The sequence below is a fragment of the Acinetobacter haemolyticus CIP 64.3 = MTCC 9819 genome (assembly GCF_000369065.1).
In the GTDB taxonomy this organism is placed as follows: Bacteria; Pseudomonadota; Gammaproteobacteria; order Pseudomonadales; family Moraxellaceae; genus Acinetobacter; species Acinetobacter haemolyticus.
This window is the reverse complement of record NZ_KB849800.1, coordinates 453,399-476,771: the sequence shown is the minus strand read 5'-3', so window position 1 is coordinate 476,771 and position 23,373 is coordinate 453,399. Positions and strand designations below refer to the sequence as shown.

The 23,373-nt window shown below is 39.9% G+C and carries 20 protein-coding genes and 1 tRNA gene; 8 read left to right on the top strand and 13 right to left on the bottom strand.

From position 1 onward, the window contains the following. Nucleotides 1-17: 17 nt before the first annotated feature. The gene (locus F927_RS04920) at nucleotides 18-1,295 is read right to left on the bottom strand and encodes a GGDEF domain-containing protein (RefSeq protein WP_005081993.1); all 1,278 of its coding nucleotides are present in this window, start codon (nucleotides 1,293-1,295) and stop codon (nucleotides 18-20) included. A 162-nt stretch (nucleotides 1,296-1,457) separates the two neighbouring features. Here F927_RS04920 and pyrC point away from each other — a divergent pair, with 162 nt between their 5' ends. The 3 genes from pyrC (at nucleotide 1,458) to F927_RS04905 (ending at nucleotide 3,234) form a co-directional block, all read left to right on the top strand. Then, on the top strand, nucleotides 1,458-2,492 hold the full coding sequence (pyrC, locus tag F927_RS04915; RefSeq protein ID WP_004638444.1) for a dihydroorotase: 1,035 nt from the start codon (nucleotides 1,458-1,460) through the stop codon (nucleotides 2,490-2,492). After that, nucleotides 2,477-3,139: a ribonuclease T gene (gene rnt / locus F927_RS04910; RefSeq protein ID WP_004638443.1), complete on the top strand. Its 663-nt coding sequence runs from the start codon at nucleotides 2,477-2,479 to the stop codon at nucleotides 3,137-3,139. The genes pyrC and rnt overlap by 16 nt, the downstream gene beginning before the upstream one ends. 19 nt (nucleotides 3,140-3,158) lie before the next feature. Beyond that, nucleotides 3,159-3,234 (top strand) — tRNA-Glu (locus F927_RS04905). Nucleotides 3,235-3,317: 83 nt separating this feature from the next. Here the strand turns inward: F927_RS04905 and F927_RS04900 are convergent. The 6 genes from F927_RS04900 to F927_RS04875 form a co-directional block, all read right to left on the bottom strand. After that, nucleotides 3,318-4,562: an NADH:flavin oxidoreductase/NADH oxidase family protein gene (locus F927_RS04900; protein ID WP_005081990.1), complete on the bottom strand. Its 1,245-nt coding sequence runs from the start codon at nucleotides 4,560-4,562 to the stop codon at nucleotides 3,318-3,320. A gap of 114 nt (nucleotides 4,563-4,676) precedes the next feature. Then, a complete protein-coding gene (locus F927_RS04895) occupies nucleotides 4,677-6,269 on the bottom strand; it encodes an ABC transporter ATP-binding protein (protein ID WP_005081987.1) in 1,593 nt (530 codons plus the stop codon). After that, nucleotides 6,247-7,257, bottom strand: a complete 1,011-nt coding sequence (locus F927_RS04890) for an ABC transporter permease (protein WP_005081984.1) — start codon at nucleotides 7,255-7,257, stop codon at nucleotides 6,247-6,249. Before F927_RS04890 ends, F927_RS04895 begins: the two co-directional genes overlap by 23 nt. Continuing rightward, nucleotides 7,257-8,327: a microcin C ABC transporter permease YejB gene (locus tag F927_RS04885; protein WP_005081982.1), complete on the bottom strand. Its 1,071-nt coding sequence runs from the start codon at nucleotides 8,325-8,327 to the stop codon at nucleotides 7,257-7,259. Before F927_RS04885 ends, F927_RS04890 begins: the two co-directional genes overlap by 1 nt. Nucleotides 8,328-8,354: 27 nt before the next feature. Beyond that, on the bottom strand, nucleotides 8,355-10,199 hold the full coding sequence (locus F927_RS04880) for an extracellular solute-binding protein (RefSeq protein WP_005081981.1): 1,845 nt from the start codon (nucleotides 10,197-10,199) through the stop codon (nucleotides 8,355-8,357). A gap of 8 nt (nucleotides 10,200-10,207) precedes the next feature. Further along, nucleotides 10,208-13,270: a lytic transglycosylase gene (locus F927_RS04875; protein ID WP_005081979.1), complete on the bottom strand. Its 3,063-nt coding sequence runs from the start codon at nucleotides 13,268-13,270 to the stop codon at nucleotides 10,208-10,210. A gap of 267 nt (nucleotides 13,271-13,537) precedes the next feature. Here F927_RS04875 and dnaQ point away from each other — a divergent pair, with 267 nt between their 5' ends. The 3 genes from dnaQ to nudC all read left to right on the top strand — a co-directional run bounded on the left by dnaQ (nucleotide 13,538) and on the right by nudC (nucleotide 17,421). Then, complete coding sequence (gene dnaQ, locus F927_RS04870) at nucleotides 13,538-14,896, top strand: DNA polymerase III subunit epsilon (RefSeq protein WP_005081976.1); 1,359 nt, start codon at nucleotides 13,538-13,540, stop codon at nucleotides 14,894-14,896. A gap of 126 nt (nucleotides 14,897-15,022) precedes the next feature. Then, nucleotides 15,023-16,669, top strand: a complete 1,647-nt coding sequence (locus F927_RS04865) for a hypothetical protein (RefSeq protein ID WP_005081973.1) — start codon at nucleotides 15,023-15,025, stop codon at nucleotides 16,667-16,669. Further along, entirely contained in the window at nucleotides 16,669-17,421 is a 753-nt protein-coding gene (gene nudC / locus F927_RS04860; RefSeq protein WP_005081970.1) for an NAD(+) diphosphatase, read from the top strand. The genes F927_RS04865 and nudC overlap by 1 nt, the downstream gene beginning before the upstream one ends. 20 nt (nucleotides 17,422-17,441) lie before the next feature. On the opposite strand, the gene F927_RS04855 is transcribed toward nudC, so the two are convergent. From F927_RS04855 to F927_RS04840, 4 genes are all read right to left on the bottom strand, one after another. Continuing rightward, entirely contained in the window at nucleotides 17,442-18,314 is an 873-nt protein-coding gene (locus F927_RS04855) for an alpha/beta hydrolase (RefSeq protein ID WP_004638432.1), read from the bottom strand. A 3-nt stretch (nucleotides 18,315-18,317) separates the two neighbouring features. Continuing rightward, nucleotides 18,318-19,010, bottom strand: coding sequence for a BON domain-containing protein (locus F927_RS04850; protein WP_004638431.1), 693 nt, complete (start codon nucleotides 19,008-19,010; stop codon nucleotides 18,318-18,320). Nucleotides 19,011-19,078: 68 nt separating this feature from the next. Beyond that, on the bottom strand, nucleotides 19,079-19,483 hold the full coding sequence (locus F927_RS04845) for a YraN family protein (RefSeq protein ID WP_005081968.1): 405 nt from the start codon (nucleotides 19,481-19,483) through the stop codon (nucleotides 19,079-19,081). A 12-nt stretch (nucleotides 19,484-19,495) separates the two neighbouring features. After that, entirely contained in the window at nucleotides 19,496-20,431 is a 936-nt protein-coding gene (locus tag F927_RS04840; protein WP_005081965.1) for a penicillin-binding protein activator, read from the bottom strand. Between the two features lie 16 nt (nucleotides 20,432-20,447). Here F927_RS04840 and rsmI point away from each other — a divergent pair, with 16 nt between their 5' ends. Then, nucleotides 20,448-21,284 carry a 16S rRNA (cytidine(1402)-2'-O)-methyltransferase gene (gene rsmI, locus F927_RS04835; protein WP_005081962.1) on the top strand — a complete coding sequence of 279 codons (837 nt, stop codon included), beginning with the start codon at nucleotides 20,448-20,450 and terminating at the stop codon, nucleotides 21,282-21,284. A 67-nt stretch (nucleotides 21,285-21,351) separates the two neighbouring features. On the opposite strand, the gene F927_RS04830 is transcribed toward rsmI, so the two are convergent. After that, nucleotides 21,352-22,242 carry a LysR family transcriptional regulator ArgP gene (locus F927_RS04830; RefSeq protein WP_005081959.1) on the bottom strand — a complete coding sequence of 297 codons (891 nt, stop codon included), beginning with the start codon at nucleotides 22,240-22,242 and terminating at the stop codon, nucleotides 21,352-21,354. Between the two features lie 107 nt (nucleotides 22,243-22,349). Between F927_RS04830 and F927_RS04825 the strand changes: the two genes are divergently transcribed. Further along, nucleotides 22,350-22,952, top strand: coding sequence for a LysE/ArgO family amino acid transporter (locus F927_RS04825; protein WP_005081957.1), 603 nt, complete (start codon nucleotides 22,350-22,352; stop codon nucleotides 22,950-22,952). A 58-nt stretch (nucleotides 22,953-23,010) separates the two neighbouring features. Here F927_RS04825 and F927_RS04820 read toward each other — a convergent pair whose 3' ends face one another. Beyond that, complete coding sequence (locus tag F927_RS04820; protein WP_004638425.1) at nucleotides 23,011-23,262, bottom strand: hypothetical protein; 252 nt, start codon at nucleotides 23,260-23,262, stop codon at nucleotides 23,011-23,013. Nucleotides 23,263-23,373 lie beyond the last annotated feature (111 nt).

The following is a 23,373-nucleotide window of genomic DNA, read 5'->3' as shown; positions in this document are numbered from 1 at the left end:
CACTGATATTCGGTTTTTTATTTTTGTAGATGCTCTTGAAGATTAGGTAAAGGCTGATAATAAATCTGATTACGTCCCAATTGCTTTGCTCTATAGAGTGCTTTATCTGCCGTATCAATGAGCAGCTCTTGGCTAATCGCTCGATTACCGTTGAATACGGTGATACCTAAACTGATCGTCACATGATTAGATACCAAGGACTTTGCATGTGGAATCATCAACCGATCAATTGCACGATAAATATTTGTAGCTACAGCATATGCACCTTGTGCAGGTGTTTCAGGTAAAAGTACCACAAACTCCTCTCCACCATAACGTGCAATAAAATCCATATGTCGAATGGAACCTTTGATTGTCTTGGCGATCTCAGAGATCGCATGATCGCCCATTTGATGTCCATAAAAATCGTTATAGTTTTTAAAATAATCAATATCAATAAATAACACAGCCAGTGGTTTTTGTTCTTGGCATGCTAAGTCATAATAATATGTACACATCTCTTCAAAAGTACGGCGATTGGAAACATTGGTTAGATCGTCGTGTTGGCTTAAATGTAAAAGTTCTGAAGCCTGCAAGCGTAATATTTTCTCATCAATCTCAGAAATTTTTGATTTTATAAAAATCCGACGCTCTTTCGAAGTCAACATCACGCTAATCGAAAACCCCAACAAAATACTGCCAATAAAGGTTCGACCAATCATCAATAAATCATAAGAAACATCAAATAAATAGAGGAAAAATAGAATAACTATTGCCGCACAAGTTCCTATGATCAGCATATGTAATGGTTTAATACCGCTAAGAATAAAACCAAGCATATACAGAAAAGCAATCAACACCATTGCCTGATTTTGAAGTACGACATTGGATACACTCATCATCAAAATAGATGTAAAAACAATTGTACAAAAAACCAGTGTGCAGACTGCTGGATAAAATAGACGGCTAAACTTTCTGAATCGAGCGAATGCCCAAAATAGAAATAAAGCCAAACCAACGACAATCAAACTGAGTATGCTATATACAAAGTCTGAAAGAAAATCTTCAGTGCCTTGGATGACGATATAGTTAGACGGTAAAATCAGCAGAACAAAAATCGTATAAGTAATTACGCCCTGACCAAAAAACTGAATGGCGTTGATACGTGTCCGCTCAAGATTAAACTTCCAAAAATCATGTTCTAATTTTGGAGGTAAAGCATGATGTGTCCGTCCTGATTTAAAATGCTGAGCAACAAGCTGTTCAAGTGCTTCTTTGGACCTCCTTAACTGCTCAAGATCATATTGATTTTCCATCCTTTTTACTCTTCTTATAATTCGGCATCCTTATGCCGCATAAAAATAACACAAATTCTCATTTTGTCATGAACTTTACTTAACCACTTATCCGTAATTGTAGTTACCATTTTCACACTTTATGCATTATTATTTGTATTATTTTTAAGTTTGAAGTGCACCTTGAATACACTTACTCTTTTACAACCCGATGATTGGCACGCACACCTGCGTGATGGTTTAGCTTTAAAACGTACAGTTCCTGATTTAGCAAAACAATTTGCCCGCGTAATTTGTATGCCAAATTTGGTTCCACCTGTCAAAACTGTGGATGAAGCTTTAGCATATCGTGAGCGTATTCTTGCCCATGTTCCAGAAGGCCTTCATTTTGATCCACGTATGGTGCTGTATTTTACTGATCACACCTCTCCTGATGAAGTTCGAAAAATCAAAGCATCTGATCATGTCAATGCCATCAAACTTTATCCTGCTGGGGCAACAACAAACTCCGATAGTGGTGTAAGTGACATTCGCAAAGTTTATGCGGTGATTGAACAGCTTGAAGAGCATCAAGTTCCATTGTTATTACATGGTGAAGTAACTCACAACCATGTTGATATCTTTGATCGTGAAAAAAGATTTTTAGACGAAATTCTCTCACCACTACTCAAACAATTTCCAAAACTTAAAATCGTACTTGAACATATCACAACCAGCGATGCAGCAAATTTTGTTCTTGAACAAGATCGTAATGTTGCCGCAACGATTACTCCCCAACATCTATTGTTTAACCGTAATGATATGTTGGTAGGAGGCGTGAAACCGCATTTTTATTGCTTACCAATTTTAAAACGTCAAACACACCAAACAACTTTATTGGAAGTGGCAACGAGCGGCAGTCCGAAATTCTTCTTAGGTACAGATAGTGCTCCACATGCACAAAATGCTAAAGAGAATGCATGTGGCTGTGCAGGTTGCTATAGCGCGCCAAATGCGATTGAACTATATGCTCAAGCTTTTGATCAAGTAGGCAAGTTAGAACGTTTAGAAGGTTTCGCCAGCATATTCGGTGCTGACTTCTACGGTTTACCACGTAATACGTCAACTATTACCTTGGTCAAAGAAGAACATACCGTCGCTGAGTCTTTTGATTACCTAGAAGACCAAAAAATTATTCCACTTCATGCAGGCAAAACACTGCAATGGAGAAAAGTGTGACAGAAGAAAACAAAGCTCCCGTAATTGGTCAGCGTTTTCGTGGTTTTTTACCTGTTGTTGTTGATGTAGAAACAGCAGGTTTCAACTGCCAAACTGATGCCCTACTTGAAATCGCCTGTATTCCAATTGTCTATGATGAACATGGACAATTTGTACCGGGTCCCTCATTTCAGGCGCATATCAACCCTTTTGAAGGGGCTAATCTAGACCGTCGCTCACTCGACTTTATTGGTATTGACCCATTTAACCCTATGCGCGTTGCAATGGCTGAAGATGAGCGTTCAGCATTACGCCGTATTTTCAAATCACTCAATGAAATACGAAAAGCGCAACATTGCACACATGCGGTATTGGTTGGTCATAATGCTCACTTTGATCTTGGTTTCCTACAAGCCGCGATTGCGCGTTCTGGCACTAAAAATCAGAATCCATTTCATAGCTTTTCAGTCTTTGATACGGTGACACTGAGTGCGGTCATGTTTGGTCAAACAGTTTTAGCAAGAGCATGTATCCAAGCGGGTATTGAGTTTGATGGTAAAGAAGCACACTCTGCTTTGTACGATACTCAAAAGACGGCTGAACTGTTTTGCTATATTTTGAACAAACTGTCTCCTCACCTTCTTGACAGTTTGGTGACAGAACCCTAATATACACCCACCTCAAGAAGTCCCTATCGTCTAGAGGCCTAGGACATCGCCCTTTCACGGCGGTAACCGGGGTTCGAATCCCCGTAGGGACGCCAAATTCAAAAAAGCCACTGCATCATACCGACAGTGGCTTTTTTATTTATAAAAAATTAAAAAGGACTCCGAAGAGTCCCAAATACTATGCTGATTTTCGAGAGTTTACGCGTCCTTTGACCACCGCTTTGATATTCCCTTTCGCATAATTTAAGAATACCAGTAATGGTGATAATTTAGGATTTGGTTTTTTGCCCTGTCCAATCGCTTTGAACTGTGCTGCATACCAAATGATTTCCATAATTGCCATTTTATCGACAAAAGGAATACCTGTTTTAATTTGATTTACGGCGTAGCGCACGTCATGCCCTGCGATCAAACGATCTGTTAAATCTGTTTCAACAGCCAATGGACGAGCAATACCAATAAAGTCACATGCACCGCTTTCAAGCGCAGCATTCATCCCTTCTACCGTGCGGAAGCCACCTGTAACCATCAACTTACAAGACACGTGCTGACGTATTTTCTCAGCAAACTCCAAGAAATAAGCTTCACGAGCAATCGTGCTTGCTTTACGTTTCTCTGCTTTCGCACCTGCCATCGCTGGTGCTTCATAAGTACCACCTGAAATTTCAATGATATCAATGCCAGCGGCATCAATCGTTTTAAATACATTGATCACATCTTCTTCGGTGATTCCTCCACGCTGGAAATCGGCAGAGTTGAGTTTTACAGAAATAATAAAATCATCAGATGTCGCTGCACGAACAGCTTTATAAATCTCTAACAAGAAACGCATACGATTCTCGATAGAACCACCCCACTCGTCAGTACGCTTGTTGGTCAGTGGTGATAAAAATTGACTGATCAAATAGCCATGAGCACCATGTAACTGCACGCCTTCAAAACCAGCTTTCTCACAGATTGCAGCAGCTGTTGCAAAGCGTTGAATAATATCTAAGATTTCGTCATGTCTGAGTTCACGAGGCGTACCAAACATTGTGGCTAACATTGGACTAAAAGGAACAGCTGAAGGTGCGACAGTTTCTTTATTTAATCCCTTAGGACATTGACGACCTGGATGTGACAATTGGATCAATTGCACCATACCGTATTTTTTACCTACCGCAGCCCATTGCTGTAATTTAGCCAAATCGCGTTCGGTTTCAATAGCAACAACACCAGGTTCATTCTTTGCAGCAATGTTGACCATGACATTGCCCGTAATCGCACAACCCAAACCACCTTTCGCCCATGCCTCGTACAAACCAATATGCAACTCATTCGGCTGTCCATCATGGTTGGCTAATGCTTCACTCATCGCCCCTTTGATGATGCGATTTTTAAATGTCGTATTACGAATCTTAATACTGTCTGCGATCTGACTCATGGTCATCCTCTGCTATCCCAATTAGGGCTTATACCCTAACTTCATCTAATTATTCATGTGGTCAAATAACCTTCCTATAATTTGACAATACCATATGTCAATTTAATTACAAGACTAGTACTGACTTGCGGCAATCAACTGACGGGTATATTCAGTTTGAGGTTGTGAAAAAAGTAGCTCAGTCGTTTGATATTCCAAAAGTTTTGCGTGTCTTAGCACCATCACCTTTTGGCAAATCGCTTTAATGACTTGTAAGTCATGACTGATAAAAATATAACTAATTTGCTCTTGTTGTTGCAGTCGTCTCAACAACTTTACAATCGCCCGCTGTGTCGTGCGATCCAATGCTGAAGTCGGCTCATCCAAGATCATCAATTTCGGCTGTAAAACTAGAGCGCGTGCCAAAGCAACGCGTTGCCGTTGCCCTCCAGAAAGCTCATGTGGATATCGACTTTTAAAGTCTATCGGCAATTCCACTTTTTCCAACGTCTTTTCAATCTGTTGATCTACCAGTGCTTGATCCAATACTTTCAGTGCCAATCCTTCACCAATAATCTGCCCGATCGTCATACGTGGGTTCAAACTGCTAAATGGATCTTGAAACACAATCTGAAAATCTGCTCGCAAAGGGCGCAATCTTTTTTCATTCAGTTGATTCAAATCCTGCCCCAAGAAAACAATTTGCCCATCACTTTCAATCAAACGGGTAATTGCTAAGGCCAAAGTCGATTTCCCTGATCCACTTTCTCCTACAACGCCTAGAGACTCTCCTTGCTCTAACCTCAAACTCAATGGCTCAACTGCGGTAAAATAATCTTTTACGCGATTCAGCAGCCCTTGTTTAATTGGAAATCTTACGGCTAATTGTTCTAATTGAAGAATAACCTGTCCCTCTACATATGGGATGGCTTGGCCAAAATCATGATCCAATAAATGTTGTGTATAACTCGCTTGAGGTCGGGTAAAAATTTCCGTGATCGCACCCTGCTCTTCTACTTTTCCCTTATTCATGACAATGACATGATCTGCATAGCGCTTAACAAGATTCAAGTCGTGACTGATCAGAATCATCGCCATATTACGTTGTTGCTGTAACTGTTTAAGCAAGTTTAAGATCTGTGTTTGTAAAGTTACATCCAGTGCTGTTGTTGGCTCATCTGCGATCAGAATGTCTGGCTCAAGTGCCAATGCCATAGCAATCATAACGCGCTGTCTTTGCCCACCAGACAACTCATGGGGATAACGACGTAATTTTTGTTCAGGTTCGGGTATGCCCACATCATTTAATAAGGCAATGACCTTTTCTCTTACTTTTGTTTTTGGCCAACCCTGTAACAATAATGTTTCACCAATGATTTTCTCAACACGATGTAAAGGATTTAAAGCAGTCATTGGTTCTTGGAAAATCATGGCAATTTTTTGCCCACGAATTTGACGTAATGCGATTGCATCTAAAGCCAATAAGTCCTGATCGTTCAGACATGCTTGACCCTGAATATTTAAATGGCTCGGTAACAATCCGAGCAAGGCCAAACTGCTAACTGATTTCCCTGAACCACTCTCACCAACGATTGCGACTGTTTCACCCGCAGCTAAATCGAAACTCAATTGATCAACTAAAACTTGGCCTGTCTCTGTCGTAACAGTTAATTGTTTAACATTGAGTACATGATCTTTTTTTAAATCATTGTCTTGGATCGAATGCATCACGTGTTGCCTCCCCAATATAAATCAATAATGACAACACAATTGCGAGGGTAAAAAAGCCCGACAATGCCAACCAAGGTGCATTTAAATTATTTTTCCCTTGTAGTAATAATTCACCAAGTGAAGCTGCATCTGGTGGTAAACCATAACCTAAAAAATCCAGTGCAGTTAATGCCGTAATATTTGCTGTCAACATAAATGGTAATTGCGACAGGCTTGAACTCATGGCATTCGGTAAAATATGTCGAAAAATAATTGTACGATCCCTAACGCCCAACGCTCGAGCAGCACGCACATAATCAAAATTTCGCGCGCGTAAAAACTCTGCACGAACCAACCCAACCAAAGCTGTCCAGCCGAATAACAGCATAATCAGAAACAGCCAATATACATTGGGTGTAAACATACTCACGAGGATCATCACCATAAATAACATTGGCAATCCACCCCACACCTCAAGAATACGCTGTCCAAGCAAGTCGACCCAACCACCATAATAGCCCTGAACCGCTCCCACAATGATGCCTAAAACTGCGGCACAAATTGTCAAAGCAAAACCAAATAACAACGACACCCTCAAACCATACAGCACTCGCGCCAACACATCGCGCCCTTGATCATCCGTACCCAACCAGTTTTGTGCTGTGGGTTTAGAAGGCACAGGAACGGTTAATTCCAAATTTGGGGTCTGATATGAAAATGGAACAATCGGTGAAATCATCCAGCCATGTGCAGAGATTAACTCACGTACAGCAGGGTCTTGATAATCCGTTGCAGTCTCAAACACACCACCATAAGTCGTTTCTGGATAGTCTTTGAAAACAGGGAAATAAAAGCTATCTTGATATTTCACCAATAACGGCTTGTCATTGGCAATAAACTCTGCAGCCAGAGATAATATAAAAACAATGGTAAAAAGAATAAAACATTGGAAACCCAATTTATTTTTTTTAAAACGCGCTAAACGGCTTTTCATCACTGGTGACATTATTTTACTCCTCGCGAATCAAAGTTAATTCGAGGATCAATCACTTGATACAACACATCACTAATCAAACGTAAAATTAAACCAAGCAAGGTAAACAGAAATAAAGTACCAAAAATCACAGGATAATCACGCTGGACAATAGCCTCAAACCCCAATAGACCAAGCCCATCCAAGTTAAAAATAATCTCGATGAATAAATTACCCACGAAGAATATTCCAACCAATGCTTCAGGCAATCCTGCAATTACAATCAGCATGGCATTACGGAACACATGCCCATATAACACACGATTTTCAGTTAACCCTTTTGAACGTGCTGCCAGTACGTATTGCTTATTTAATTCTTCCATAAAGGAATATTTTGTAAGGTAGGTTAAACCTGCGAATCCACCTAATACGATACTCAATAGCGGCAAGCTCATGTGCCAGAAGTAATCTTTAATTTTATCGAGCATGCTCAGTTGAGCGAAGTTTTCAGATACCAGCCCTTGTAGCGGGAACCATTGAAAATAACTCCCTCCCGCAAAGAATACAATCAGCAATACCGCAAAGACAAAAGATGGAACAGCATAACCCACTGCCAATAACAACGAGGTCGATTTATCAAAGATTAAGCCATGCTGCTTGGCCTTGCGTATGCCAAGAGGTATAGACACTAGATAAATTAACAGCGTACTCCATAAACCCAACGAAATCGTCACGGGCATTTTTTCATAGAGCAATTGAGTAACAGGTTTATCTTTAAAGAAACTTGTCCCAAAATCAAAAGAAAGATAGCCCTTAAGCATCAACCAAAAGCGTTCTGGTGCAGACTTATCAAAACCATACTGAGCTTTAATCTGCTCAACCATTTCTGCACTTAAGCCACGCGCACCTTGATATTGTGTCTGAGAACTTTGTTGTGCAGTTTCCCCTCCAGATAAACCAACGCCTTGAAAACTTTGTGCCTGTTGAATTGCTTGTTCAACAGGCCCACCGGGTGCAATTTGGATCACTGCAAAATTAATCAACAAAATAAAAAACAAAGTTGGAATAATCAGTAATAGCCGTTTTAATATATATGTTCTCATCAATCTTATCCTTATTGTCCAGACTGATTATTTCCTACGTAAATATTGATCTACTTTCTTCGCTTTTTCAGCGTCTACCCACCAATAATCTAAACCAACAGATAATTTTGGTTTTTGCTTCGGTTGTTGGTACATATCCCAATATGCCAACCATATTTCAGGCTTACCATAAGTTGGAATATGATAATAACCAGCCCGTAATAAGCGATCCAATACCCGTGTATGTAAAACGACCTGCTCTCGACTTTCAGCGGCAATAATTTTTTGAATCACTTGATCAATGGCAGGATTTTTAATGCCTGCAAAATTATAATTCCCTTCTTCGTCCGCAGCCTTACTCCCCCAAAACTGAGCTTGTTCTTTGCCTGGTGTAATGGTTTGCGGCAAACGCATCGTGGTCATATCAAAATCACCACGGCGCATTCTTTCTATATACTGAGGCACATCAACATGCCGAATATTTACCGTTATACCTAAACGCTTCAAATTGCGAACAAAAGGCATCAAAGTACGTTGTAAACCATCTTGATGAATTAGCAGTTCTATTTCAATGGGTTTACCCTGACGATCAAGTAAACGACCATTGCGAACCGAATACCCCGCATCGTGTAGGATTTGGCGAGCTGATAATAGATTCTTCCGGTTGAAACCACTAGCATCTGATGCAGGAAATTTCCAATCAGCCAAAAAACCCTTTTGCATCAATGGGTTTAATTTTGATAAATAAGGATCAATGACAGAAAGTTCAGCGGATGATGGTCGTCCAACTGCGGCTAATTCACTATTTGCAAAATAACTCTGTAAACGTTGGTATTGACCATAAAACAAAGCCTTATTTTGCCACTCAAAATCGTAGGCATAACTCAAAGCTTTACGCAAATAGATATCATCTAAGGGTTTTCGCCTTGTATTAAATACAAAGCTCTGAAAATCTAGGGGCTTGGCTAAATTTGCATTATATTTTTTGATAAGTCCCGCCTGGACAGCAGGAAATTTATATTCGGTTACCCAGCGACGAGACGTATTCTCTTCATGCAGTGTGAACTGTCCAGATTTAAACCCCTCAAAGGTTACATCTAAATTACGATAGTACACATATCTAAGGCGATCAAAATTATAACGTCCACGATTGACAGGAAGGTCTTTACCCCAATAATTTGGATTTCGTTTATAGGTGATACTCCGCCCAGCATCAATCCGATCAATCAAATAAGGACCTGACCCTAAAATTGGTTGCATCGTTACACGGGTAAAATCTTTATTCTGCCAGTCTTTTTTGGAGTAAATCGGTAAACTTGCCACGATGAGTGGCATTTCTGCATTATCATCAGATCGAAAAGTAAATTTGACTTGATACTTAGATAAAACTTCTGTTTTTTCCAAATCAGACAAATACATCTTTAGTCCAGGATTGGCTTTTTGCTGATAGGTATCAAAAGTAAATTTAACATCTTCAGCAGTCAGCACATCACCGTTACTAAACCGAGCCTTAGGATTCAGATAGAAAATAACAAATTTAGGCTTATGTGGATCGTAGGTTGCCTTTTCTGCCAGCAATGGATACATGACATTCGGCTCGTCTAACGAAGAATCCATCAAGGTATCAAATAGATAATTGACTCCATCCGTTGAACTGCCTTTGCCATTCATACTATTCAGGTTATCAAAGGTTCCATTACTTGATTGGCTTAAGATTCCGCCTTTAGGTGCATCAACATTTGCATAAGGCATCACTTTTAAATGGGTGTACTGAGGCGTTGCATGTACTGCCAAAAAAGGCGTCGTTTGTTGAGCAGCCAAACTAAATTGACTACCCAACCCTAGACCAAATAAAAGGATGAGAGTTTGTGCTCTTCCATGAGACAAGTGCATATATATCCTTATAGATTTGGAACTTTAATCACGTCACCAATACGTAACTGTGTATTCGGAGCCAAGTCATTCATTTCAGCCAATGCTGTGGTTTGCATCCCATAGCGACTTGCCAACCCAATTAAAGTATCACCACGTTTAACACGATATTCAGTTACTGTTTTCGGGATCAAGATGGTTTGACCGCGCTGTAAACCTGTATTGGCACGCAGCTGGTTTAAGTCAGCAAGTTCACGGCCTGTCATTCCCAAACGGTTCGCAATACTATTTAAAGACTCACCTGCTTTCACGGTATATTGCTCAGTATTTGTATTGCGACTGCTTGTAGCAGCAGAATTATTTCTCGTTGGCTCCGCAGGTGCTGGCGCTTCAACACTTGCGACTTCACCTGTTAATTTCAGACGCTGTCCAATACGCACACCTGAAGTCGGTTTTAAACCATTCAAGTCAGCCAAGTAACTTACTTGTAAATTATATCGGCTGGCAATCGCATTCAAGCTATCTCCTGACTGAACCACATACTGATCTGGCACCGTTGAGCCAGCAGGAATCTTCAAACTTTGTCCAAGGCGAATACCACTATTGGCTTTTAAATTGTTTAACTCCGCCAACTCATTCAGTGTGATCTTTGATCGAGTAGCAATACTCGACAAGGTATCACCACGCTGCACCGTATAATTTTCTGTCTTGTAACTGGTTGATGCCGTAACATTTTCATGTTTTACAGTATTCTTGGTATTGGTTGTTTCTTCGGTCTGCCCCACTTCTTGTAATGGGACATTGATTCGCTGTCCAACCATCAAGCTACTTGTTGCCGACAATCCTTCAGTCAAATCTGCCAGTTCTTGATTTGACAACGCATAACGATCTGCAATGAGTTTCAAATACTCACCACGTTTAACCGTATATGATTTAGTCGCAACTTTTTGTGAGGTCGCAGCTTTTGCTTCAGTTGCACGAGCAGTTTGCTGTGATGTACGGGGATTATTCTTTGGTTCTTTTAAGGTTAATCGTTGACCGACCAACAATCCATCCGTAATAGATAAATTATTATAGTCCGCCAACTGTTTGATCGTTAAATCAAAACGACTGGCTAAACTAGTGAGACTATCACCAGACTGTACCACATAACTTTCTGGTTTAGTTTCTGTCGCTTTTGTAGTCTCAGCTTGTGGCTTTGCATCATATAAATATAAGCTCGTACCCACAAATAAAGTACCAGCAGGATCAATTTGATTCCACTTTGCGATATCACGCCAGTTCACACTATTTTTTTGGGCAATAACAGCCAACGTGTCACCTGGTTGTACCACATAAGTACTGCGCTTACCTTTTGGTGCGACGACAACTACTTCTGTATCTGTACTAATATAAGGTTTGCCTTGGTTACGTTTTGCATCTTCGCTATTGGCAGTAACTTTATCTTCAACTAGATTTCTTGGATAAGCAAAGCCTTTGCTTACTTCTTGTCCTTTTTCATCTGCTACAGATTGGCTAGTCTGAATCGCTGTTAACTTAATTTTTCCATCAAACGGATCGACGATCTCGGTACCCTTTGGTGCAATTGCCTTGATTTCAGCAACGACCTGATCTTTTTCAGCTTGTGTGGCTTGCGGCTCTAAAACTTGAGTAACTGATTTCTGCTGGCCTTCGGCTTTCATGGCTGCAAGAATTTGCTCACGTTCTTTGCCCGAAATCGGTGGCTCGGTGCTTACTGGTTTTACATTGGCTGCTGGTGTAACCGCTACTGGAATACGTGGTGCGCTTGGAACATCTGCCGCTGCTGCAAAAGAAGCCAATGCATCAGACCCTCTTGGTGTAGAGATTCTAGTATTCGTCGTCGTTGAACTTGGACGAGTAGTGGTACTACTCGCCGTCATCGTTGGTGTTGTTTTTACTGTGGTGTTACTTGATGGTGCAGTCGTACTTGTCGTTGTACGAACTGTTGTACTTGTATTTGATGAAGTATTCATCGCTGGTGGTGGCGTTTTACTCGCCCAGAAACCACCAGATGATTTGTTTGAACGAAGTCGAGCATCGATAGATGGGCTTAAATCTGCTGGGATCAAAATACGCATCGGGCTCGTTGGGTCCATCACTTCACCACGATGTGCAGGGTTCAATGCATATAACTCAGCACGACTTAGACCCGTGATTGTAGAAATTTCACTCAATGCCATAGGTCCAGATAATGACACCTCACGAAAGTGTGGACGATTTGCAATTGGAGGCAATGACACCCCGTACGCACTTGGATTTTTAATAATTTGTGCAACTGCCAAGAAACGTGGCACATAGTTCATGGTTTCTTGTGGTAATTTTAATGACCAATAATCAGTCGGCAGACCTGCAGCACGATTTCGATTAATCGCTTGTTGTACACGACCAGGACCAGCGTTATAAGCAGCTAAAGCTAACTCCCAAGAACCAAACTGGTTGTATAAACTCCCAAGGAACTCGTAGGCAGCGCGTGTAGACTCCACCACATCACGGCGGCCATCATAAAGACTCGTTTGCTGTAAACCATAAATACGTCCCGTACTCGGGATAAACTGCCATAGACCTGCCGCAGCCGCACTACTTGTTGCCGCTGGATCATAAGAGCTTTCAATGACAGGTAACAAAGCTAATTCAGTTGGCATGCCACGACGTTCAGCTTCTTTAACAGTATGGTACAAATAGCGACTAGCACGTGCACTCAATCGATCCAAATACGGTTGTCGCGAAATAAACCAACCACGCTGAGCTTCAATACGCGAGTCCCAACGATTCAAATCCATTTTGAAACCCACAGTCATGCGCTTCCACACATCACCATGTTTCAACACGAGTAGACGATCACCTTCTACTGCACGCATATCTGTGGCAGATAACAGATCTTCAAGCGAGTCTAAGCTACTCGCATCTAAATAACCCGATCCAAGTTGCTTAGAAGATGAGGTTTTTGCAGAATAAGGTGTCGAAGAACAGCCCGTTGTAATTCCCAGCGCAGCTAAAGCAGAAGTGAGTACAGTGATTTTGAATAATGATGTTGCAGATGTACGCGACACCAATGTGCTCGATTTAGACATAAAATCTTCCAGTCAACTTACGCTAGTTTATTACTTTGATAGCCATTGTAGTAAAGCCTGCTACATAGACAAGGCAATAATTTAACGTGATTTGCATGGAAATGTTACAAGAAATTAAAAAACATGAGTTTTGTAACTCACAACATCTGATTTTAGCTTTACAATGCATGATATTCGAGGGAGTGCTAATATTCTCTTCGGCTATTTTTGCTGACTTTATTGCAAAATAGATCAAGTTTTTTACTCATATATTGTTCAGGTTCAAATATGTCACAAACAATCACTCTTTATGTTGATGGCGCATGTAAAGGCAATCCAGGCTTAGGTGGTTGGGGTGCATATATCATTACAGAACAAGAAGAACATAAACTGTTCGGTGGTGAAGCAGAAACAACCAACAACCGTATGGAGCTACAAGCTGCAATTGAAGGTATTTCTTTTTGCCCAATCGATGCACACCTTATCATTTGGACAGATTCTAATTATGTAAAACAAGGGATTACCGAATGGATTCATGGATGGAAGAAGAAAAACTGGAAGGATGTAAAAAACCCAGATCTTTGGAAAAAATTAGATGCTGTTTGCGCCAATCGTGATATCGAATGGAATTGGATCAAAGGTCATGCTGGTCATGCCGGCAATGAAATGGCGGATCAACTCGCAAACTTAGGGGCTGAACAAACTGCTCAACAACTCAAAGCATCAACACAGGCTAACGCTGATATAAAAAAGTCTGAAGCCGATTGGCTTTTGAATGATCCTTTGGGTTTAGACCTCGATACAGATGAAATGAATGATGAGTTAGATACTGAAAATGAGTCAGTGACTCTGCTAGATGAAGCTGAAGCACAAAATCCAGTTCAAACTATGGAATCAGTGGTAACGAATCAACATCCACACATTGTTGTGACCGAAGCTAAATTAAAGTTGCAAGGCCCACGCCAACTAATCCTCGATACTGAAACCACGGGTTTCTATTATCAAGATGGTGATCGTATCATTGAGGTCGGAGCGATTGAGATGATCAATCGTAAACTCACGGGTAGTTCGATTCATATTTATATTAATCCAGAAAAACCTGTAGGCGACTCGGTTGATGTGCACGGTATCACTGATGAATTTCTACAAGACAAACCAAAGTATGCTGAAATTGCAGATGCCCTGTTTGCTTATTTAAAAGGTGCTGAAATCATTGCGCATAACGCAACATTCGATATGAACTTCCTCGATATGGAGTTTAAACGTGTTGGTTTACCTTTACTTTCAGAGGTCTGTGAAGTTACAGATACCTTAGCACTCGCAAAGAATAAGCATCCTGGACAAAAAAATTCTTTGGATGCATTGGTTAGACGCTATGAGATCCCAGCACGAGATCGTACCTTCCATGGCGCATTACTCGATGCTGAAATTTTAGCCGATGTTTACCTTGCGATGACAGGTGGACAGGTTTCATTTGACATTGATGCATTATCTCAACATGAACAAAATCAAAATAAAACCACACGTCAACGTGTCCAAATTGACTTAGCTGTGATTCGTCCATCTGAACATGAGTTAAATGAACATGAGACGTGGGTCAAACAATTTAAAGAAAAACACGGAGAACCTTGCCTTTTCGCAAAATAAATTTTTGAATCAATGTCGCTTTTTATATTTCAAGCCTTCAAAGTTAAGTTATATTAACTGTAAGTGATTTAGACCTCCTCAAAAGGAGGTCCATGGATATAACAACTCAGGAAAGGTGTAGGTCATATGTCTTACCAAACCTCGATTCATTTCGACCCAACGGCATTATTAATAATAAAAAATGAAATCGACAATTCGATTAAATTGGTAGAAACAGCGGTCAATACCCTTGCCGAAGAACAAGCTTTACCCTTCGGAATAGATGATGCACTCAATCAGTTTGAGCAATGCACTCAGGTACTTGCACTGATTGATATGCCACATTTATCGCAAATTACCCAATACTCAAGTGAACTTATGCGTAAGATCATGGCCCAACCTCAACAAATTAAAACCAGTGATGTGGTTGCGTTGAGTGAAGGTACGACGATGCTGAAACGCTATATTGAGTTTATTTGTTTACGCGAAGTTAAAGTTCCTCAGTTCTTACTCGATACCTTGAATCGTTTAGAGCTAGCTTTAGGCAAACCATTAACGAAAGAAGGTCAAACAATTCAGCCTCTACTAAGTCTGATTAGTCCTCGTTTTAATCTGCCACTTGCTCCAACACTAGAGAAATCTCAATACATTCACCAGCTTTATAAGTTATGTTTGCATAAACTGATTAAACAGACAGAAACTCCTCTTGATTTACAAGGCATCAAACTTGTTGGTGTTTATCTAGCTGGATTATCTACCGATCTACCAAGCCAACAATATTGGCAATTAGTCAACGTTGCTTTAGGTTTAATTGATGAGCTTTCTATTACCGAAGCTAGGTTACGAACGCTTATTCAAATCGAAACCAATATTGCTAAGTTTTTAAACCAGCCATCTACATATGCAGCTGAACTCAGTGATCTTGCGGATGTATTATCGATTTGTATCAGCCAAGAAAACAATATTTCGCATCACATTCGTGATCAACTCAATATTGGTGACGAGTTACTGAGTGACACCCAGCTTCAAGTATTGAGTCGTCATCTTTATGGTCCAGACTATGAAACCATTCATACCGTTAGCCGATTGATGACGGATGAAATGGCCCAAATTCGTAATGAAATTGAGTACAACTACCAAAACATGTCCACCGAGAAAACTCAAGAGATTCAGCAAAAGCTCAATCAACTTGTCAATGTTTTCAAAGTTCTCAATTTAAATGAAGCTGCAAAAGAGATCACACAACAAGCTGAAAAACTAAGCCATTCTGACTTCCTAACCGATGCTAATTCAGTTCAACAATTAATGAATGGTATTTTAGCTTCAATGAATTCAATTGGTATTTTAGAGCGCAATTATACCTCTAGCCGTCTACAGCTTCGTGTGAATAATCTACAAATCTCACTTGATCGTTTAGATGAAGCACATAAAGCTTTATTGACTGAAACGAAAACATTAATCGAGACGCTTACGCAGACTCTCAGCTTATATGCCCAAGATCCGACCTCACATAGCATTGAAGCTTTGCCTGACTATCTCAAAGAACTGTCAGGTGCAGCCCAATTCTTAGGTAGTACCGCACAACAAACTGCATTATTAGGTGCAGCAGATTTTGCTCAACACCGTCTTGCGCAGAACCAAGCATTAGATGCTGAACAAATCAATTGTCTACTCAATGTCGTAGCAGGTTTAGATTTGTTGGTGGATAACTTAAGGAATAAACAACCTGTATTGCAATCTATGTTTGATGTGGCATTATCAAATAGTCAGCAATTACAAACGATAGCAGCCTAATGTCTCAACGATCACTTGCTTATATTTTCCAACACCAAAAACTGTTAGTCGATGAAAATTTTCAACTGCCTAAAGTTGAAAAGTTAGCAAGTGATCTTCCCATACATCCAAATGATCATGTCATTGCACGTGACCTGTTAGAAGGCGAAATCATCCCTGAAGGCTTTCAACTTGTTCCTATCCGTGATTTGATTCAGACTTGGTCAACATCAGATTTCCTACAGGCCAGCCGTGCGGTACAACTGCTTGAATGGCGTCGTAATCATAAGTTCTGTAGTCACTGTGGTCATCGTACTGAAATTCATGCCAAAGAATATGCCATGATTTGTCCAGCTTGTGGTTATCATCAATATCCACGTGTTCAGCCTTGTATAATCACGATTATCACACGCGGTAGCAATGAAGTATTACTTGCTAAATCCGCCCATAACAAAGGCAATATGTATGGTTTGATCGCTGGTTTTGTAGAGGTTGGTGAAACTTTAGAAGAAGCAGTACAACGTGAAACAATGGAAGAAGTTGGCCTAAAGCTTAAAAATATAAGTTATATGTCTAGCCAACCGTGGCCATTCCCGAGCAATTTAATGATCGCTTTTCATGCTGAATATGAGTCTGGAGAGATCCAATTACAACTTGAAGAGATCAGTGATGCTCAGTTTTTTAAATTCGATCAGTTACCACAGATCCCATTTAAAGGAAGTATTGCTCATAGCATGATTATGCAGATGACCGAAAAAAGAAAAGCATCCTAATCGATGCTTTTATTATGACTTCATGGATTCAATGCTTCGTCCAAAAAATGTAAAATAGTCCGTTTCGTCTTGAAATAATGGCTCATCAAACTTGCCAATGTGGCAACAATGGTAATATGCCCAGTCTTGGGAATAATCGAAATATGGCTATGATTACCCTTTTCCCTGAGTGCAATATCCAAATCAAGCGTATTTCTTCTTTCTACCAATTGATCTTGTTCGGCTATTAACAAGTAATGCTTAATTTGATTAGGCTCAATAAAATAATATGGCATAACTTGTTGATAAGAAATATTCAGATCAAAGGCATGTTCTGCAAGTGGATCACCTTTATAATCAAAATGATAAGGACCAGCCAATCCAACAATCGCTTTGATTTGATCTTTATATTTAAAGTTCTTCGCTTGAGCAGAATAAACAACAGACATCACATTAAATGCACCAGCGGAATGCCCCATCAAAATCAGATTTTCTGTTGATATCTTTAACTTCGTTTGATTCTGATTCAGATAATGGATAGCTTGTGCAATATCATCAATAAAAGCAGGAAAAATATGCTCAGGTGCAAGATGATAATTGATCACAGCGACATCATAGCCTTCACGGGCAAATGTTTCACCGATAAACAAATAATCTCGCTTATTGCCATGCTGCCATGATCCCCCATGCACAAAGACAATCAGCGGTTTTTGCGGCTTGGCATTTTTACTTCGATATAGATCTAAACGTTGGCGTGCTTTTAATCCATAAGCAAGGTGTTCTTCCTTTTCGAAAGTATCTTTAGGCGTTAAATAGTTAATCGAATAACTTGCAAAATCATACAGACGAAATTCTTTATAAAAGTCTTTCGCCCGTATAACATTTTCTTGAACTTGTTGAATAAGTTGTTTCATAAATTAGGGATTAGTTGGGGTAATAGTCACAGGCTCAGCTTGATCAGGATCAATCGCTACAGGTGTTTCAACCAGAGACTGTGTTGTTGCTGTCCCTACTCGAGCCGTTGAAGTCCCTGCTGTTTGGTCGATATTATCAACCAAAGTCACAATTCTACTCACATTGCCGACTTTTTGTAAGACATCATCTAAATCTCTAATCTCAGCCGTATTTAAACGCCCCATCACATACAACACGCCATTTTCAGTATGAACTAAAACCTTACTGTCCGATACGACAGGTGCTCTCATCAACAAGCCACGTGTATTTGCAGTGACCGTACCATCTTGCATGATCGTGCTATAACCAACTTTATCGCCTACTGTAATATAGTTATGTACCGCTTTGACATCACTCATTGCACGTACATTATCCTCAGCAAGTTGCTTTAAATATGGATCAGGCACTTGACCTGTCAAAAGCACGTTGCTGTGAAAACTTTCAATATTGATGCGGGACTGTCTAAAACGATGATCTAATTTGTATAAATTAACATTTGCAGTACGTTTGATTGAAGAATCAATAAAAACTTGTCCTAGACTACGATCACCACTATTTGTGCCAACAGGTGCAGTCCCTGTTCCGCCAGAAATAAAGCTCGCACAACCCGATAAACTTGCAGCGCAAAGTAACGTGATCGATAAACGTTTTAACACTTGGCAAGACTCCCTATTCACACATTTGCTCAATCTTCCACACCTACTTTTAGATCATATTGCCAGAATTAGTCTAAAGTAAATGCATGTTCAATCCATTGCTGATCATACTTCAATTTTGAAAAATCTGGTTGTACTGTTTTTGCAATTTTCTGTGGAAAATCAAAACAAATCACATCAAAACGACAATCAAAGTCATAATAACTAGGATAACGTTGTAAAAAGAATTTGGCTGTTTTAATAATTTTACGCTTTTGCGCTTGGGTAATCACCTCATAAGCATGAGCATAACTCCCAGAGGATCTGGCTTTTACTTCAACAAAAACAAGTTCTTGACCACGCCTAACGATTAAATCAATTTCACCAAAACGTGAATGATAATTTTGACTGATACATTGATACCCATGAGAATGGAGCAATGTCTTTGCTGCTTCCTCAGCCCATTGCCCCATAGAATTTGTTTGCTGTTCCATGCGTGAGATATCTTATTTTAAAATTTGGATGTGTTTTTTCTGCTGTTCAAAGCAATAAGGCTGTCGATTGATTTTGCCCGCATTCACCTCAATAGCCCCCGTTCGTCCAACAAAAGAAAATTGTTTGTTATCAGCACCGACTAGGAACTGTTGGCTAAGCGTCCATGCATCACCACCAAATGCCAACAAGCGTTGAAATGCCATATTCTCTGGTTGTTCTTTGTAAGCCTCAATTAGGTCTGCCCATTGTCCATTATATAAAGCGGGTGTATCACAGAAACGTAATCCGATGGGAATAGATTTCCCTTCTTCGATACTCATCGGAGTTGCATAAATATTCTGTTTTGGTAATGAACCAAGCTCCATCATCCACTCATGATCCCCTAATAGTAACAATCCTGTTTTTTTAGGTAGTTTTTTAGGTAATTCATGAATCACTTCAATCGCAGCATGTGACTGAGACATGAGTGACATCATAAATAGTTCTGTCGCAGACTCAGTCCCAGCTTCACGCAATACCAATAAAGTTTGGATTTGATCCTTGATGAGTAATTTATTTAAAGCTTCAGCGTCATGCTGTTTAGCCAAACTAAATTGCCATACATTTTCAGTTTGTGTATTCACATCGTTTAGTGCTAACACAGGAACTTTCGGTTTTAGTTTAATCACCGCCTCAATATCAGATCGGCCTAATGGCCCAACAACCAATTTCGTATTTTTATTAACCCTAGTTTTAAAAATTTGATTTACGTTACTTTTTGCAGAATCCACGAAAATAATTTTTTCTTTACTTCCCGATGCTGTATAAGCACTCATGAAACCGCGTTTAATACTTTCACCAGCTCGCGCCATAGGGCCTGATTCAGGTAGAATGACCAACACGTCCGCATAAGCTGGACTAATCAATGCTGCCAAACTCAGTAGCAGCCAATATTTTTTTGAATACATTATGGAGTTACCTTTTATGAGTGCTCAATTATTTGTTGTAGCAACCCCGATTGGGCACTTGGATGACATGACGTTTCGTGCAATCGATATTTTAAAATCAGTCTCGGTGGTTGCAGCAGAAGATACTAGACAATCTGCTCAATTATTCAAACACTATAATATCTCAACTCCGCTCACTGCGTGCCATGATCACAACGAAAGTAACAAAATTGATCAACTTCTCCAAAGAATGTTAAATGGAGAAACAGTTGCCTTAATCAGCGATGCTGGAACACCATTAATTAGTGATCCAGGGTTTAAACTTGTTCGTGCAGCCCAAGAACATGGGATTCGTGTGATTCCAGTGCCGGGTGCATGTGCAGCAATTGCCGCATTAAGTGCAGTTGGTTTACCGAGTGATCGCTTTAGTTTTGAAGGTTTTTTACCATCAAAGGCGTCTCAACGAATTAGCCAACTTGAGAAACTCAAAGATGAAACACAAACACTCATTTTTTATGAAGCTCCACATCGTATTTTGGCGTGTATTCAAGATATGGTCCAAGTTTTTGGTGAAGATCGTCCAGTAGGTTTTGCCCGTGAAATCACCAAAACCTTTGAAACCATCAAGAAAATGACTTTAAAAGAGTTACTTAATTTCATTCAAAATGATCACAACCAAGAGAAAGGCGAAATTGTCCTCGTTGTTGGTGGTGCAACCACTGAAAAAGATATGGCACAAGATAAATTGGATGAGCTATTAAAACGTTTACTGCAAGATTTATCCGTAAAAGCGGCATCTCAACTTGCAGCAGACCTAACTGGAATTAAAAAGAAAGTAGCATATCAACGAGCTTTAGAGTTGACTCAAGCTTAGTTCTAAACATGGATGCAAGGTAATTATCAGAAGATATTGCCTTGCTCCATTATCAAAAAAATTTCCATCATGTCAACGCTTGCTTAGCCGCTTGAACAATACATTCTGTCAATACATTCAGTTGTTCAGACTGCCGTTTCCAATGATGCCAATATAATGGAATAGCAAGTTGGGCATCAGGCATAATATCAACAAGTGTTCCATTTTCGAGTAGTGGTTGAACCTGCAACTCGGGCACCATGCCATAGCCCAAACCTAATTGAATTGCTTTGACGAAAGCATCTGTTGCTGGAATAAAACTATAGGGATAACTTTGCATCGGTAAGCCATACCCCTTTAATAAAATCTCTGAATGCATTAAGTCTTTATGATTAAAAATAACTGCTGGTGTTTTTCTTAAACTTTCTCTATTTACACCCTTCCTAAACCAATGAGCTGCGAAGTCGGCAGAAGCCAGCATTTTATAACGCATTTTGCCTAGGGGTTGTGCTAAACAACCTGACATAACCTGCTCTTCGGCAGTGATACAGGCATTCACTTGTCCTGTTTCTAATAATGTATGGGTATGTGATTGATCATCAATTTTAAGCTCTAACACAATTTTTTCTCTAAACAATGTTGGCTGAATACTCGGCAACAACCATGTTGCCAATGAATCCGCATTGGATGCCAAAGCAATCTTATAAAATTCCGATTCAGAAGATTTTCCCATCAAACCTTGTAAAAGATTTTGTTCCATTAACCGAGTATGACGCAAATGCTGCAACAAGGTTTGCCCAGCCTGAGTAAGCACACATGGTCGTCCGCGAATAATTAAAACTTGTCCTAAATACTTTTCTAAAGCTTGTACACGTAACGATACTGCAGAAGGTGTAATGTATAAATGTTCTCCTGCCGCATCAAAACTTCCTGCTTCAGCTACAGCAAGAAATGCTTCACATTGTTTACTATCTAACACTCACCCACCTAAATTATTTTTAGCTAAACCTAATTATTCTTAATATTACTTATTTTACCTTTAAAAGTCAGATAATTCTCACATCTAGATTTTCCGTTTTATTTGTTATGTTCTCTCTTAGCGTCTTTATGAAAGGTTTTGGTATTGGTAGCGGTCTTATTGTCGCTATTGGTGCTCAAAATGCTTTCGTTCTCAAACAAGGTTTAAAGCAACAATATGTATTTTGGCTATGCTTATTGTGCGCACTTTCCGACTCCATCTTAATTGCACTAGGTGTGTTAGGTTTTGCTGAAATCATGGCCACATCACCACTGCTAATAACGATTGCTAAATATTTAGGTGCAACATTTTTACTGGTCTATGGCGCTAAAGCATTTCATGCAGCTTTAAAAAAAACTCAAAGCATAGAACTTGTGAGCCATCAAAAGCAGACTTTAACTCAAGTGCTTTTAACAGGTCTTGCTTTCACTTGGTTGAATCCACATGTCTATGTAGACACAATTGTTTTAATTGGATCTGTAGCAACACAGTTTGAGGACAAGATCAGTTTTGCCCTCGGTAGTATTGTTGCATCATGGATTTTCTTTTTTAGTCTGGGATATGGCTCTAGACTGTTAAAACCATTCTTTACTAACCCAAAGGCATGGAAGGTCTTAGATTTTATGATTGGTTGTATGATGTGGAGCATCGCAATTTCATTGCTCCTCTAGTTATTTTTCAAGACTTAACAAAAAACACCACAATCGTGGTGTTTTTTTAATCTTTTATTTATTCGTGGGTTTCGCCTGGTGGAACTTCAGTAATACGTCCGCCACGCGCTAGAAACGCAGCAACTTCATCTTCTAAAGCTTGGCGTTGTTTCTGTTTAGCAGTCACAGTTAGGCTTTCAGCTTCTGCGAGATCAGCATCATTTGCAATGGATTCTTCGCTACTGTCTGCACCACTTTCGGCAGCTTTCGCCTCCTCATCATCTACAGCAGCATCTTCGGTGTTTTCGTCGTAATCATTCATTTCCGTCATATTACTCTCCCCACAATGACTAAATCTTCATCATCGTTATTTGGTCATCAGAACTTGATGAAATTTAACAAGCTCTTCTCATTTATCAAAGCAAAATATTTATCAATTTGT

Excerpts from the sequence above, each read along its gene's own strand:
- rnt (WP_004638443.1), top strand. The coding sequence starts at position 2,477 with ATGGAGAAAAGTGTGACAGAAGAAAACAAAGCTCCCGTAATTGGTCAG.
- F927_RS04845 (WP_005081968.1), bottom strand. The coding sequence starts at position 19,483 with ATGGAACAGCAAACAAATTCTATGGGGCAATGGGCTGAGGAAGCAGCA.
- F927_RS04875 (WP_005081979.1), bottom strand. The coding sequence starts at position 13,270 with ATGTCTAAATCGAGCACATTGGTGTCGCGTACATCTGCAACATCATTA.
- F927_RS04920 (WP_005081993.1), bottom strand. The coding sequence starts at position 1,295 with ATGGAAAATCAATATGATCTTGAGCAGTTAAGGAGGTCCAAAGAAGCA.
- F927_RS04885 (WP_005081982.1), bottom strand. The coding sequence starts at position 8,327 with ATGAGAACATATATATTAAAACGGCTATTACTGATTATTCCAACTTTG.
- F927_RS04895 (WP_005081987.1), bottom strand. The coding sequence starts at position 6,269 with ATGCATTCGATCCAAGACAATGATTTAAAAAAAGATCATGTACTCAAT.
- F927_RS04900 (WP_005081990.1), bottom strand. The coding sequence starts at position 4,562 with ATGAGTCAGATCGCAGACAGTATTAAGATTCGTAATACGACATTTAAA.
- F927_RS04865 (WP_005081973.1), top strand. The coding sequence starts at position 15,023 with ATGTCTTACCAAACCTCGATTCATTTCGACCCAACGGCATTATTAATA.
- F927_RS04855 (WP_004638432.1), bottom strand. The coding sequence starts at position 18,314 with ATGAAACAACTTATTCAACAAGTTCAAGAAAATGTTATACGGGCGAAA.
- dnaQ (WP_005081976.1), top strand. The coding sequence starts at position 13,538 with ATGTCACAAACAATCACTCTTTATGTTGATGGCGCATGTAAAGGCAAT.
- F927_RS04890 (WP_005081984.1), bottom strand. The coding sequence starts at position 7,257 with ATGTCACCAGTGATGAAAAGCCGTTTAGCGCGTTTTAAAAAAAATAAA.
- F927_RS04840 (WP_005081965.1), bottom strand. The coding sequence starts at position 20,431 with ATGTATTCAAAAAAATATTGGCTGCTACTGAGTTTGGCAGCATTGATT.
- rsmI (WP_005081962.1), top strand. The coding sequence starts at position 20,448 with ATGAGTGCTCAATTATTTGTTGTAGCAACCCCGATTGGGCACTTGGAT.
- F927_RS04825 (WP_005081957.1), top strand. The coding sequence starts at position 22,350 with ATGTTCTCTCTTAGCGTCTTTATGAAAGGTTTTGGTATTGGTAGCGGT.
- nudC (WP_005081970.1), top strand. The coding sequence starts at position 16,669 with ATGTCTCAACGATCACTTGCTTATATTTTCCAACACCAAAAACTGTTA.
- F927_RS04880 (WP_005081981.1), bottom strand. The coding sequence starts at position 10,199 with ATGCACTTGTCTCATGGAAGAGCACAAACTCTCATCCTTTTATTTGGT.
- F927_RS04820 (WP_004638425.1), bottom strand. The coding sequence starts at position 23,262 with ATGACGGAAATGAATGATTACGACGAAAACACCGAAGATGCTGCTGTA.